Genomic DNA, 13,692 nt, shown 5'->3' on the forward strand with positions numbered 1-13,692 from the left:
TATTCCAAAAAATATAAAACAAGAATAAAAAGCTCCTCCCATTAAATAAAAGGAGCTGTGCTAAATCCAATCGAAGTAGAGGTACCCGGGTGCAACACCGGGGGAGGATTTGAAATACCGACTATTGGCATGATCGCAAACATCAGGGTTAAGTACACCGGGACTCGTGCTATATTATTAAATATTCTTATACCTGCCGGGACAAACTTCGTGACTGTTTTAACAAAACCGGCATCCCCGTTAACACTTCTCATGGTTGCAGATCAAATCCTAACACTGATGTTGATGACAGTATTTGTAACTGCTTCAACATACCGCATGGTATATACCTATCAGCCCCTTTTCATCTTCCTTCGGATATCTTCCAGGCAAAGATTGCCCAGGCTTCCTTCATGAGTATGATGTATGTCTCGTTTGGGCTGGAAGTTTCCGTTAGCAATGTCCATCCCCATTTTTTTATAAGCATCGCGGAAGGGCATTCCGGACTGTACAAGTTCGTTAAGCGTATCCACACTAAAGAGGTAGTCGTATTTCCGGTCTTCGAGGATACCGTTATTCACACGAATGTCTTTCAGCGTAAAAGCAGCCATTTCCAGGCAGGCTTTCAGGTCCTGTATGGCAGGTACAATGACTTCTTTTACCAGTTGCAGGTCCCTGTGGTAACCGCTGGGCAGGTTGTTGATAATAAGCGTAAGCTGGTTAGGTACGGCCTGTATCCGGTTGCACTTACCACGAATAAGTTCAAACACATCCGGGTTCTTTTTATGCGGCATGATGCTGCTTCCCGTAGTAAGTTCGTCCGGGAAGGAAATAAAATCGAAATTCTGGCTCATATACAAGCATACATCCATGGCCATTTTAGAAAGCGTAGCGGCAATGCTCCCCATACCGAAGGCAGCGCTTTTTTCTACTTTTCCACGTCCCATTTGAGCGGCAACCACGTTGTATTTCATCGTAGCAAAACCGAGTTCTTCCGTAGTAAACGTACGGTCTATGGGGAAAGAACTACCATACCCGGCGGCACTTCCCAACGGATTCTGGTCAGCCACTTTATAAGCGGCATCAATAAAATAAAGATCGTCTATAAGGCTCTCGGCATAAGCGGAAAACCACAGTCCGAACGAGGAAGGCATGGCGATCTGCAAATGTGTATAACCGGGAAGGAGAACATCCTTATACTTTTCGGCCAGTTCCATAAGGAGGTCAAAGAGTTCTACAGTCTGTTCCCTGATCTCCTGTAATTCGTGTTTCAGGTACAGGTGCATTGCCACGAGAACCTGGTCGTTCCGGGAGCGGGCCGTATGTATCTTTTTCCCGGTATCACCGAGTTTCTGTATAAGGAGGTACTCTATTTTGGAGTGCATGTCCTCAAAGCTGTCTTCTATAGTGAAGTTCCCCGCTTCGATATCCTTTTGGATGTTTCCCAGTTCCGCAACCAGTTGCCCGGTTTCTTCTTCCGTCAGTAAACCTATCTTCCCCAGCATTTTCGCATGCGCCGTAGAAGCGATAACATCATATTTGGCCAGGAGAAGGTCCAGTTCCCTGTCATTTCCTACGGTAAAGTGATCTATTTTTTTGTCAGTGCTAAAGCCTTTGTCCCAGAGTTTCATTGTTTGTTGGTTTATGAGTTTTTTAGTTCTGAGTTGATGAGTTCTGAGTTTTTTATATTTTACACTCTTTAACTTTGAGTCTCATCAAAGTCTCAACTACTTCTGTTTTTTCTTTTTCAAATAGTTTTTATATGAAGTTATCATTTTACATAACTCCGTAACGTTTGCACGGTTTTGTTCATCTGTTTCCGGAGAAATATATCCGCGCCGTCTTGATTTGGTGCTGCACACCACACATTCATTAGCACTATCCCAAGCAATTTGTAAATAACGGTTAAAACTTGCTGCTGACCCGGATGATCCTTCTGCAATATTATTGGCAACCGAATCAGCAGCCCGGATAAACTGGGATGCTAATCGATATATTTCATATTTTGGAAAATTATTAATCTGCGCATTTATTTCATCTGCAAAGTTCAAAGCTTTTTGATACATGGTCAGTTCTTCAAACTTAAAGTGGTACTTACTTTTCATAGTGTTGAGGGTTGTGTTAATTTATTTTAAAGCCTTAAAAATAACACATCCTCTGGTTTTTTATTTGATGAACTCTGAATTAATAGTTTTTGGTTTTGACTCACTAAGTGAGATTTATGCTCAGGTGCTTGTATCGGAAATGAATTGAAAGTCCGTTTCCTTTGAAAGTCTCGTAAGCTTACCACGAAGTAGCCGCCAAATTCCTCAACTCCGAACTCCCCAACTCCGAACTCCCCAACTCAAAACTATAACACTCCCTCCAACAACTCAACATACAACTTGACCCCCTCCTCAATCTCCCTTACATAAATAAACTCATCTGCCGAATGCGATCGTGTCGAATCTCCCGGGCCTAATTTCAGGGACGAACAAGTCAATACAGCCTGGTCAGAAAGCGTAGGCGAACCATAAGTTTCTCTTCCCAAAGCTATTCCGGCCTGTACTAAAGGATGCTCCTTTGGGATGGATGATGAATTAAGCCTTAACGAACGGGGAGTGATAACATCGCAGGGTGATTGTGCCTGTAACAGGTCTGCAATTTCCCGGTTGGTGTATTTGTCATTTACCCGAACGTCGATAACCAGGTTGGTCTCTGCCGGAACTACATTGTGCTGTTTACCCGCATTGACCTGGGTTACCGTCATCTTCACTTCTCCAAGTACTTCCGATACCTTCTCAAAGCGATAGTCCCGGAACCATTCCAATACCTTAATGGAATTGTATATGGAATTATTGTCATTGGGATGTGCGGCATGACTTGGCGTGCCTTTTACCGCGGCGTCAAATACCACAAGTCCTTTTTCTGCTATAGCCAGTTGCATGAGCGTAGGTTCCCCTACGATGGCAACGTCTATGTGAGGTAACACGGGGAGCATGCTGTTCAGTCCCTTGTCGCCCGAACTTTCTTCTTCTGCCGAAGCCACGATAACAAGGTTGTAATTCAGATCGGGCTTATCGTAGAAGTAAGCGAAAGTGGCGAGGAGGGACACCAGGCATCCCCCGGCGTCGTTGCTTCCCAGTCCGTATAATTTTCCGTCTTCGATATGGGCGTCAAAGGGGTCTTTGGTATAGGCGGTGTTCGGCCTTACGGTATCGTGGTGTGAATTGAGCAGCAGGGTAGGTTTACCTTCTTCAAAATACTTATTAAAGGCGTATACGTTGTTGTCTCTTCGTTTAAAAGGTATATGGTGCGATTGCAGCCAGTTCTCTATATGGGCCGCAGTTTTGTCTTCTTCCGAAGAAAAAGAAGGGGTGCTTATCAGTTGTTTTAACAGCACTATGGCCGATGGTGTGAGCTGGTCTATCATTTCTATTTTTATATCTTTTAGGTAGTTTATCCGGTTGAGATGCACGGCCGTGCATCTTTACGATTAATCCCTATTATAACGTTAGCGTTGTATATAGTTTTTCTTTCCCGACGATCATACCCGGCAGTCCGATATGCACTTTGTGGACATGTCGCTGCAGGGCATTAAAGCAATTGAGCATTTTGGGCAGCATGCCGTCCGCTATGACGTTTTCGGCGAGCAATTGTTCGTATATTTCCGTATTGATATGTTCTATAACTGAGTTATCGTCTTCCACGCTTCGCAACACCCCTTTTTTCTCAAAACAATAGTACAATGAAGTTTCGAAATGTTCACTCATGGCTATCGCTACTTCGGAAGCAATGGTATCCGCATTGGTGTTGAGCAATTGCCCTTTTTTATCGTGGGTGATAGCACAGAATACAGGAGCCATGTCACTTTCCAGCAAAGCTTTAACTGCGTTGGCATTTACCTGTTTTATATCCCCGGCATAACCATAGTCGATGTCTTTTACCGGTCTTTTATCGGAAACAATGGTATTGCCGTCCGCTCCGGATAGTCCTATGGCATTACAATCAAAACTTTGCAGGCGTGAAACGATATTCTTGTTGGTAAGCCCCCCATAGACCATAACGATCACGTCCAGGGTTTCGCGGGTGGTGATGCGCCTGCCACCTACCATTTGTGCAGGCACACCGAGTTGTTCCGCAATACGGGTAGCCGTCCTGCCACCGCCGTGAACCAGTATCTTATGACCTTCCATCGTCGCGAAACCCTTAAGGAAATCCTGCAACGCCGATTCGTTTTCTATGATGTTTCCGCCTATTTTGACTACAGATAATTTGGTTTTCATTTTTTTACTTTTTTTGGCCCGGGTTTTTGATGGAGCCACACGGGGGTGACTCCTGATTGAGCCACGCGGCCGTGTGTCTTTACTATAATGATTCCAATATATGTTTCAGGACAATTTGCGCAGCAAATGTCCGGTTATTGGCCTGTGGTATAACGACGGATTGCGGGCTGTCCAGGACAGCATCATCCACGATAACATTTCTTCGCACTGGCAGGCAATGCATAAACTTACCGTTATCAGTCAAAGCCATCTTTTCCGGGGTAATCCTCCAGCCCGGATCGGTATGCAATACCTGGCCGTAATCTTTATAGGAACTCCAGTTCTTTACATATACAAAATCGGCATCTTTCAATGCTTCATCCTGGTCGTAGATTATCGGGATGTTTCCCGTAACCTCCGGATTGAGCTCATACCCGACAGGATGGGTGATGACAAACTCCACATCCATCTTCCGCATCATACCCGTAAAGGAATTGGCAACAGCATGCGGCAATGCCTTGGGATGCGGGGCCCAGGAGAGAACCACCTTCGGTTTTTCTTTGGTTTTCAGTTCAGTTATCGTAATGGCATCCGTCAGGGCCTGTAAAGGGTGGGCTGTTGCACTTTCCATATTTACAACAGGGACGGAGGCGTATTTCTGAAAACTTTTTAAAACATATTCTTCCTCGTCTTTTTCCTTATCTGTCAGCGTAGGAAAGGCCCTTACCGCAATAACATCACAGTATTGAGAAATTACCGCGGCAGCTTCTTTGATATGTTCGGAGGTAGAACCGCTCATTACACTACCGTCTTCAAACTCCAGTGACCAGGCTTCTCCCGAAAAGTTCATAACCATAACCTGCATTCCCAGTTGCATGGCTGCCTTTTGTGTACTGAGACGCGTACGCAGACTGGAATTAAAGAATAGCATCCCCAGCGTTTTACGCTTTCCGAGTTCCTCGAACTGGTAAGGATCTTTTTTTAATGCAATGGCTTCTGCTATGATTTCCGGGACACTGTCTATGTCATCTGTTGTCAGGTAGTGTTTCATTTGTTTTTCTGTTTTATATTACGGTTGTGGAGAGACGCCATGCATGGCGTCTTTACACTGCATTTTACGCATTAAGGATTTCATTTAAAGTTTCAAAAAACGTATCGATATGTTCTTTCTTCACAGTCAGCGGAGGTAAGATCCGCAGCAGTTTTTTGTTGCTGCTTCCGCCTGTAAAAATATGATGATCGTAAATAAGTTTTTTCCGGAGTTCACCCACTTCAAAATCAAATTCCAGTCCCAGCATTAATCCCCGGCCTTTTACCTGCTTTATCTGCGGGATGGTTCCGGCTTTTTCTACAAAATAGGCAGCAACTTCCCTGGTGTTGTCCATGAGTTTTTCTTCCTTGAGAACATCCAGGACGGCAATGGCGGCTGCGCATGCCAGGTGGTTTCCGCCAAAAGTAGTTCCCAGCATGCCATGTTTAGCTTTGATGGACGGGTGAACGAGAATTCCCGCTACGGGAAAACCATTACCCATACCTTTCGCCAGGGAAATGATATCCGGCGTAACATTATACTTCTGAAAAGCGAAGAAATCTCCTGTACGGCCATATCCGCATTGAATTTCATCCGCGATGAACACGCTGCCATGTTGTTTGCAGAGTTTGTCTGCATTCTCATAGAAATCTGCCGTAGCTTCGTCCAATCCGCCTACACCCTGTATAAACTCCACGATAACCGCACACACATCTCCTTTTTGTAATTCTTTTTCCAATGAAGCAAGATCTCCCAATTCCAGGAAAGTTACCTGGTGCTGGGCATTGATCGGTGCATTGATATTTTTATTGTCCGTAGCGGCTACGGCAGCGGATGTTCGTCCGTGAAAGGCATTGTTAAAGGCAATGATCCTGGCCTTTCCGGTATGGAAAGAAGCGAGTTTCAACGCATTTTCATTGGCTTCAGCCCCGGAATTGCAGAGGAACAGTTCGTAATTGTCACATCCGGAAAGCGCACCGAGTTTTTCCGCCAGTTTCACCTGCAACGGATTTTGCACGGCATTGGAGTAAAACCCGAGTTTACCGACTTGTTCGGATATTGCGGATACATATTTAGGATGAGAATGTCCTATGGAGATCACCGCATGTCCGCCGTAAAGGTCGAGATAGGTAGCGCCATTGTCATCAATAACATGGACATCTTTTCCCTGTACCGGGGTAATGTCATATAATGGGTAAACGTCAAATAGTTTCATTTTTTTATAGATTTCAGATGTGAGATTTCAGATGTGAGATGTAGTTCGAAATTCTATCATCTAAGTTCTAAAATCTCATATCTATACAGTTACAGATCGGCAATCTGGTTTATTTTATTGAAAGAGGACACGATTCCTTTGATAAGAGAGGAACTTAGCCCGCTGTGTTCCATTTCGTTAAGACCTTCTATAGTACATCCCCTGGGGGTGGTTACCCTATCGATCTCTTCTTCCGGGTGATTACCGGATTCTATGAGCAGGGTAGCGGCTCCCATACAAGTATGCATGGCCAGTTCCTGTGCTTCCCTGGCATCGAAACCCAACTGAATGGCTCCCTGGGTAGTAGCGCGTATAAGGCGCATCCAGAAAGCGATGCCGCTGGCACAGATCACGGTAGCCGCACGCATCTGTTCTTCAGGGATCTCTACGGAAGTTCCCAGTTTGTTGAAAATAGCCCTGGCCAGTTCCACACGTTGTTTTCCTTTTTCGTTGCTGCACACGCAGGTCATGGATTTACCGACGGAAATTGCCGTATTGGGCATACTACGGATGATATAGTGTTCATTGCCGATAACAGATTCGATTTTCCGGATCTTAAACCCGGTGATCGTGGAAATCAGTACGTGTTTTTCGTTCAGTAAATCCTTTATTTCCTGTAATATTCCTTCAAACTGTCCCGGCTGTACGGCAAAGATCAGTATATCCGAATGCTTTACTGCTTCCCGATTGTCCGAAGTAACGGTTACATTACCGTATTCTTCCCAGTTTTTAATGGCACCCGGATTCCTTTTGGTAAGGTAAAGGGTGGTGACCGAGTTGCTGATGATGAGTCCTTTGGCTATGGAGAGCCCCAGGTTTCCGGTTCCTATTATGGCTATTTTCATGCGTTGGTTTTTATCGGCCTGTGGCCCTAGCAGCGTCGTGCGGCCGAACGATGCTTTATAATTAATAGATTGGAGACGTACGGCCGTACGTCTGTACGGAGCCTGTATTAAAAATACGAGGCTTTTAATCCGAGCCCGAGGGTTTCTTCCAGTCCGAATACCAGGTTCATATTATGTATGGCCTGTCCGGATGCTCCTTTGGTCAGGTTATCGATAATAGAGGTTATCAACAGTTTGTTTTTGTGCTTATGCAGGTGGATAAGACATTTGTTGGTATTGACCACCTGTTTGAGATGTAACTCTTTATCGCTGAACGTGGTAAAAACGGCATTTTTATAGAAATCCCGGTATATTTCTTTGGCTTTATCTACACTTTCGTCAAATTCCGTATACGCAGTGGCGAAGATCCCGCGGGAAAAATTTCCCCGGTTGGGCATAAAGAGCACGTCTTTGTCAAATGTATGCTGCAACTGCGCTATACTTTGTCCTATTTCTCCCAGGTGTTGATGGGTAAAAGGTTTGTAATACGAAAAATTATTGTCGCGCCACGGAAAGTGTGAGGTGGGGGAGAGGGAAGTACCCGCCCCGGTAGCCCCGGTTACCGCATTGATATGAATATCCTGTTTTAACAGCCCGTGTTTTGCCAGGGGAAGCAGTGCTAGTTGAATAGCAGTGGCAAAGCAACCCGGATTGGCTATGTATTGCGCATTTTCGATCTCCTCCCTGTTGAGTTCGGGTAATCCGTATACGAAATGCATGCCGTTAAAATCGGCATCGGGAGTCAGACGGAAGTCATTACTCAGGTCTATGATCTTCGTCTTACCGGAAAAACGGTGCTCTTTGAGGAAGGCTTTGGAATTACCATGACCGAGACAGAGAAAAAGTACATCTACTTCGGTGTTTATTTCACTGGTAAATTCCTGCTCCGTTTCTCCAAGGAGGTCCTGATGAATGTCACTTATGGCGTTGCCGGCGTTGGAAGTACTGTAAACAAAATTTATTTCTGCTGCGGGATGGTGCAGTAGCAATCGTATTAGTTCCCCAGCGGTGTATCCGGCACCCCCGATTATTCCTGCTTGTATCATTTTTTAGATGTTTAAATTTCAGACGAAGGGCATTATATCTTTACTTCTACCTTCGTGCTTCGTACTTTAATTTATTTTATTTACGTGGTAATAGATCTTGTTCTGGTTGGAGTTTATTTTAATAAACCCTTTGGCATCATCCGCGGTCCAGCCTTTGTTCATTTCGCCGTAACTGCCGAATGAAGCATTCATCAGGTCGTGTCCGGATTGAATACCGTCTACTACAAAACGGTACGGGTACAGGGTGACAAACACATCTCCGGAAACGTTTTTCTGTGTATCGGCGAGGAAAGCTTCGATATTGCGCATCACCTCGTCGAGATACTGTCCTTCGTGAAGGAGCATGCCATACCAGTTGGCCAGGTATTCTTTATGGTGCTGCTGCCATTTGGTAAGTACGTGTTTTTCCAGGGTATGGTGCGCTTTGATGATAACCAATGGGGCAGCGGCCTCAAAACCTACCCTTCCTTTAATACCGATAATGGTATCACCGACATGGATATCACGCCCTATGGCATATTGGGAAGCCATACTGTTGAGCAGCTCTATGTTTTTTACAGGACTGTCCTCTTTGTCATCTATAGCAACCAGTTCCCCTTCTTTGAAAGTGAGTTTCACCTTTTGGGATCCTTCGCTTTTCAATTGACTCGGGTAGGCTTCTTCAGGGAGTGACTGATGGGAGGTAAGGGTTTCTTCACCACCTACGCTGGTACCCCAAAGCCCCCTGTTTATAGAGTATTTGGCTTTTTCCCAGGACATGTCCACCCCGTTTTTCTTCAGGTAATCGATCTCTTCCTGCCTGGAAAGCTGTTCGTCACGAATAGGGGTGATGATCTCTATTTCCGGGGCCAGTATCTGAAATATCATATCAAACCTTACCTGGTCGTTCCCGGCCCCCGTACTGCCGTGGGCGATGTATTGAGCGCCTGTTTTCTTGGCATAATTGACGATCTCGATAGCCTGTACGATCCGTTCGGCACTGACGGAAAGCGGGTAGGTGTTGTTTTTTAAAACATTCCCGAAAATAAGGTATTTGACTACTTTGTTATAGAAAGAGTCTACCGCTTCTATATTACTGTATGTAGCTACCCCGAGTTTCAGGGCTTTCTCTTCTATTTCTTTTTTCTCTTCGGCAGTAAATCCTCCGGTGTTTACACTTACGGCGTGTACTTCATACCCTTTTTCCTGGGATAAGTATTTTGCACAATAAGAAGTGTCCAGTCCGCCGCTGTATGCCAAAACGAGTTTTTTCATTGTTGTTAGTTTTTTAGTCTCGGAGTCCCGGAGTTTTTTAGTTGAGAGTTTTCCCGGTTTCCTTGTCTCCTGGTTCAAGACTGTATAATGTTATATAATTAGTTTTATGATTTATTCATTTTAGAGTTGTTAGTAGGAGGTTCATTCGGAGGATATTCCTAACCGACTCCGTGATTCCCCAACTCCAAAACTATTTTCCTTTTAATTTATCCATAACCTTTTTCAGACTTATAAATCCTTCTTCTAAGGGAATTATGGAGTTTTTGGAAGGCTTTTTCTTCTGTAGAAAAAGGGCTTGTTTGATGTTTTTCAACCTTTGGAGCACCTTGCTGTTATAGGGGTGCTTTTCTTCGTTGTTTTCCTTTTCTGCAGGATCGTAGAGCATCCCGGTACACAGGCACATCTTTTGTTGCGTCCGTTGCAGGATGTCATAATTCTTACAGGTCTGACAGCCCTTCCAGAAGGTAGGGTCGTCCGTAAGCTCGGAAAAAGTTACAGGTCTGTATCCCAGTTCGTAATTGATCTTCATTACGGCCAGCCCGGTAGTAATACCAAATATCTTGGCATCCGGATATTTTTCCCTGGAGTGGTCGAAAATGGTTTTTTTGATCTTTTTGGCAAGACCGAGGTTCCGGTAGTCCGGATGCACAATGAGCCCGGAATTGGCGACGAACTTTTCGTGCCCCCAGGCTTCGATGTAGCAGAACCCTGCAAATTTATCGCCATCTACGGCAATAACCGCATTGCCGCTCTCTATCTTCGAAATAATGTATTCCGGAGTTCTTTTGGCAATACCGGTACCTCTTACCTTGGCCGATTCTTCGATCGTGTCACAGATAAGGGAAGCGAATTTTATATGCGACTTGTCAGCAATAACAATGTCCATTTTGCTTTGACTTGGTTGAAAAAATAAGTGGAATTTTCTTTGAATGGGGAACCGGACTCACCTAAGTTCCAAAATAAAAGTACACCCTTACGGGCGACGGGGGGTACGACGCACAACAGGACGGATTTCTGAAACCGGAAGTCTCAGGAAAACTGATGTAGATATGTTGTGTGTATTTTGCATTTTCTATCAGAAATAATGAGGTAAACAAAAAATTTCAATAGTGATAACCTCAGTACTTGTTTTTCACACTGCAATACTACAAAATAAAATCCTTTTGACAGACCATCTTTCGTAAAGGATTTGTTAAATTTGTAACATTCTTATTTTCTAAAACTAAGGAATGCAGAGAACGGAAGTTGTATTTCCCCTGGAAGACGGGGACGGATTTAAAGAAAAACTACTTTTATGGGCACAACAACATACCGAGGTAATATGGCTGGACAGTAATAATTATGAGCATCTGTACCCTACATTTGATGCCGTACTGGCCGTAGACGCCCTCACCGCCATAAAGACCGATCATTACCACGCTTTTGACGATTTAAAGGAATACCAGGCTACCATGGCAGACTGGATATTCGGTTACCTGTCGTATGACCTGAAGAACGATGTGGAACGGTTGACTTCAGCAAACGAAGACCATCTGGACTTTCCGGACCTGTATTTCTTTCAGCCCAAGAAGATCATTTTTATCAAAGGCAATACCGCGGAGTTTTGTTATATGCCTATGGTAGACGATGAAGTCGAGGAGGATTTTGAAGGTATCCGGAAAACAGCTAGCGAAAGTACTGTGCATCCGGAACGGATAGGAAAAGGAGATATTAAAGCGAGAATACCCAAAGAAGCGTATCTGCAAAAAGTGGAACAGTTACTTGCACATATCCGCAGGGGAGATATTTACGAGGCTAATTTCTGCCAGGAATTTTATGTGCAAGGGAAGTCACTTGATCCCGTACCTGCTTTTTTCAGGCTTAATGCCATTTCCCGTCCCCCTTTTGCCGCCTGTCTGAAACTGGAAGACAAATATCTTTTGTCTGCCTCACCGGAGCGGTATCTGAAAAGGACCGGAAACCGGGTAATATCCCAGCCGATAAAAGGTACGGCAAGGCGTGCGGAAACCCCGGAAGAAGACCGCAAACTGAAAGAAGAACTGGAAAATACACCCAAAGAACGCTCGGAGAATATTATGATCGTAGACCTGGTGCGCAACGATCTGTCCGTCATGGCAAAAAAGGGAAGTGTTCAGGTAGAAGAATTGTGCCGGGTATACACGTTTGAACAGGTACATCAACTGGTGTCTACCGTAGCGGCCGAAGTGGAAGACAGTGTTCCGTCCGTAGATATATTGCGCTCCACCTTTCCTATGGGAAGCATGACCGGTGCACCTAAAATATCGGCTATGAAGATCATCGAACAACTGGAAGCCACCAAACGGGGGCTTTACAGCGGGGCAGTGGGATATTTTACCCCATCGGGAGATTTTGATTTTAACGTGGTTATCCGAAGTATTCTTTACAACAAAGCCAACCGTTATATATCCTTTACGGTAGGCGGGGCCATTACGGGGGAATCCGATCCGGAAAAGGAGTACGAAGAATGTATGCTGAAGGCAGCAGCTATGCGAAAGGTGCTGGAGGAATAAACCGGAATGCGATAAATTATATAAAAGTTTTGGGACTTTTGATGTTTTAAGGTGTATAACTTGTGATGAGCACAGATGTGAAAACAGAACAGAACACCGGATTTTTAGCTTTGCCGAAGAACCGTTATTTTAGCTAGATGTTACGATTGTTTGAAGAACATATAGAAAAGGAATTCCCGTTTTTAAAGCGGGCCCGGTTGCTGATTGCCATCAGTGGTGGTATAGACAGTGTGGTGCTGGTCCGGCTTTGCCATGCAGCCGGACTGGATATAGCGCTGGCGCATTGTAACTTTCATCTTCGCGGAGAAGACAGTGACGGAGATGAAAAGTTTGTACGGGAACTGGCGAAAGAACTCGGGGCCGATATTAACGTAGTGCATTTTCAGACCGAGGACTATGCCCGAAAAAAAGGTACATCTATACAGATAGCTGCCCGCGAACTCCGGTATAACTGGTTTGACCGTTTGTTGAATGAAAGAAAAGGGGAGTACCTGCTTACCGCGCATCATGCCGATGATAGCCTGGAAACTTTTCTGATAAACCTGTCCCGCGGAACAGGGATAGAAGGCCTGTCCGGTATTCCGCCTGTGAACGGGAAGATCGTGCGGCCCTTGCTTCCGTTTTCCAGGGAACAGGTATTCGGCTGTTTGCAGGAAAATAACTGGCCGTGGCGGGAGGACAGCAGTAATGCGGATACCAAGTACCTCCGGAATAAGGTCCGCCACAATGTTGTCCCGGAACTAAAGACATTATCGGCTGATTTTCTACAGCAGTTCGGGCGCACACAAAGACATCTGGCGGAATGTGAGACCATACTGATGAAACACGTGAATGAGATACGGGAACGTATAATGCGAAAAGAAGGAGAGCGATGGATAATTTCCGTAGAAGAGCTGAATAAGTTGCATCCGCAGGAATCCTACCTGTATTACCTGTTTAAGGACTTCTCTTTTCCGGTGGATGAGATCCGGAAGTTGTTGAATGCCATGTCCGGAAAACAAATTACCTCCGGCAGATTTATTATGCTGAAAGACAGGGAAAACCTGTTTGTGGAACCATTAAAAAAAGAGGAAGACTCTTGCTTTGTTATCGATGCCGGGACAGAAGAGGTCCGGAACCCTATACATTTGCGGTTTTCGGAAACGGAAATCATCGGAAATAACGGTAAAAATACGGTGGCAATTGATAAAGATAAGTTAAACTATCCGCTGAAATTGAGAAAATGGGAAAAAGGCGATTATTTTTACCCTTTTGGAATGACTAACCGCAAGAAACTGAGCAAGTTTTTTAAGGACGAAAAGATATCGGTGCTGGATAAACAGAATACCTGGCTCTTATGCTCCGGTGATGCCATAGTCTGGGTGGTGGGCTACCGTTTGGACAACAGGTACAAAATAACCCCGGAAACAGTAAATACACTTTATGTTTCGGCAGATATTAAAGCCCATCCCGAAACCAGAATCTGATAT

At 44.8% G+C, this 13,692-nt stretch carries 12 protein-coding genes; 2 read left to right on the plus strand and 10 right to left on the minus strand.

Annotation, left to right across the window (positions count from 1 at the left end):
• Positions 1 to 332: 332 nt before the first annotated feature.
• From argH to ACVBDU_RS01030, 10 genes are all read right to left on the minus strand, one after another.
• A complete protein-coding gene (argH, locus tag ACVBDU_RS00985) occupies positions 333 to 1,610 on the minus strand; it encodes an argininosuccinate lyase (protein ID WP_447177916.1) in 1,278 nt (425 codons plus the stop codon).
• A gap of 96 nt (positions 1,611 to 1,706) precedes the next feature.
• Positions 1,707 to 2,084, minus strand: a complete 378-nt coding sequence (locus ACVBDU_RS00990) for a four helix bundle protein (protein ID WP_447177917.1) — start codon at positions 2,082 to 2,084, stop codon at positions 1,707 to 1,709.
• Positions 2,085 to 2,329: 245 nt separating this feature from the next.
• Entirely contained in the window at positions 2,330 to 3,391 is a 1,062-nt protein-coding gene (locus ACVBDU_RS00995) for a M20 family metallo-hydrolase (RefSeq protein WP_447177918.1), read from the minus strand.
• A 73-nt stretch (positions 3,392 to 3,464) separates the two neighbouring features.
• On the minus strand, positions 3,465 to 4,244 hold the full coding sequence (gene argB / locus ACVBDU_RS01000; protein ID WP_447177919.1) for an acetylglutamate kinase: 780 nt from the start codon (positions 4,242 to 4,244) through the stop codon (positions 3,465 to 3,467).
• A gap of 82 nt (positions 4,245 to 4,326) precedes the next feature.
• Positions 4,327 to 5,274, minus strand: a complete 948-nt coding sequence (locus ACVBDU_RS01005; RefSeq protein ID WP_447177920.1) for an N-acetylornithine carbamoyltransferase — start codon at positions 5,272 to 5,274, stop codon at positions 4,327 to 4,329.
• Between the two features lie 64 nt (positions 5,275 to 5,338).
• Complete coding sequence (locus tag ACVBDU_RS01010; protein WP_447177921.1) at positions 5,339 to 6,469, minus strand: aspartate aminotransferase family protein; 1,131 nt, start codon at positions 6,467 to 6,469, stop codon at positions 5,339 to 5,341.
• Positions 6,470 to 6,558: 89 nt separating this feature from the next.
• The gene (gene proC / locus ACVBDU_RS01015; RefSeq protein WP_447177922.1) at positions 6,559 to 7,353 is read right to left on the minus strand and encodes a pyrroline-5-carboxylate reductase; all 795 of its coding nucleotides are present in this window, start codon (positions 7,351 to 7,353) and stop codon (positions 6,559 to 6,561) included.
• A gap of 107 nt (positions 7,354 to 7,460) precedes the next feature.
• Positions 7,461 to 8,438, minus strand: coding sequence for an N-acetyl-gamma-glutamyl-phosphate reductase (argC, locus tag ACVBDU_RS01020; RefSeq protein ID WP_447177923.1), 978 nt, complete (start codon positions 8,436 to 8,438; stop codon positions 7,461 to 7,463).
• A 66-nt stretch (positions 8,439 to 8,504) separates the two neighbouring features.
• Positions 8,505 to 9,692: an argininosuccinate synthase gene (argG, locus tag ACVBDU_RS01025; RefSeq protein WP_447177924.1), complete on the minus strand. Its 1,188-nt coding sequence runs from the start codon at positions 9,690 to 9,692 to the stop codon at positions 8,505 to 8,507.
• 190 nt (positions 9,693 to 9,882) lie between these two features.
• Positions 9,883 to 10,578, minus strand: a complete 696-nt coding sequence (locus ACVBDU_RS01030) for a GNAT family N-acetyltransferase (RefSeq protein WP_447177925.1) — start codon at positions 10,576 to 10,578, stop codon at positions 9,883 to 9,885.
• 343 nt (positions 10,579 to 10,921) lie between these two features.
• Between ACVBDU_RS01030 and pabB the strand changes: the two genes are divergently transcribed.
• Both pabB and tilS read left to right on the plus strand, forming a co-directional pair.
• Positions 10,922 to 12,223, plus strand: coding sequence for an aminodeoxychorismate synthase component I (gene pabB, locus ACVBDU_RS01035; RefSeq protein WP_447177926.1), 1,302 nt, complete (start codon positions 10,922 to 10,924; stop codon positions 12,221 to 12,223).
• A gap of 137 nt (positions 12,224 to 12,360) precedes the next feature.
• Entirely contained in the window at positions 12,361 to 13,689 is a 1,329-nt protein-coding gene (tilS, locus tag ACVBDU_RS01040; RefSeq protein ID WP_447177927.1) for a tRNA lysidine(34) synthetase TilS, read from the plus strand.
• Positions 13,690 to 13,692 lie beyond the last annotated feature (3 nt).

Source organism: Sinomicrobium endophyticum (assembly GCF_052983315.1).

Coding starts and splice junctions, on each gene's coding strand:
- argG (WP_447177924.1), bottom strand. CDS start 9,692: ATGAAAAAACTCGTTTTGGCATACAGCGGCGGACTGGACACTTCTTAT.
- argC (WP_447177923.1), bottom strand. CDS start 8,438: ATGATACAAGCAGGAATAATCGGGGGTGCCGGATACACCGCTGGGGAA.
- ACVBDU_RS01010 (WP_447177921.1), bottom strand. CDS start 6,469: ATGAAACTATTTGACGTTTACCCATTATATGACATTACCCCGGTACAG.
- ACVBDU_RS01030 (WP_447177925.1), bottom strand. CDS start 10,578: ATGGACATTGTTATTGCTGACAAGTCGCATATAAAATTCGCTTCCCTT.
- argH (WP_447177916.1), bottom strand. CDS start 1,610: ATGAAACTCTGGGACAAAGGCTTTAGCACTGACAAAAAAATAGATCAC.
- tilS (WP_447177927.1), top strand. CDS start 12,361: ATGTTACGATTGTTTGAAGAACATATAGAAAAGGAATTCCCGTTTTTA.
- argB (WP_447177919.1), bottom strand. CDS start 4,244: ATGAAAACCAAATTATCTGTAGTCAAAATAGGCGGAAACATCATAGAA.
- pabB (WP_447177926.1), top strand. CDS start 10,922: ATGCAGAGAACGGAAGTTGTATTTCCCCTGGAAGACGGGGACGGATTT.
- ACVBDU_RS01005 (WP_447177920.1), bottom strand. CDS start 5,274: ATGAAACACTACCTGACAACAGATGACATAGACAGTGTCCCGGAAATC.
- proC (WP_447177922.1), bottom strand. CDS start 7,353: ATGAAAATAGCCATAATAGGAACCGGAAACCTGGGGCTCTCCATAGCC.
- ACVBDU_RS00990 (WP_447177917.1), bottom strand. CDS start 2,084: ATGAAAAGTAAGTACCACTTTAAGTTTGAAGAACTGACCATGTATCAA.
- ACVBDU_RS00995 (WP_447177918.1), bottom strand. CDS start 3,391: ATGATAGACCAGCTCACACCATCGGCCATAGTGCTGTTAAAACAACTG.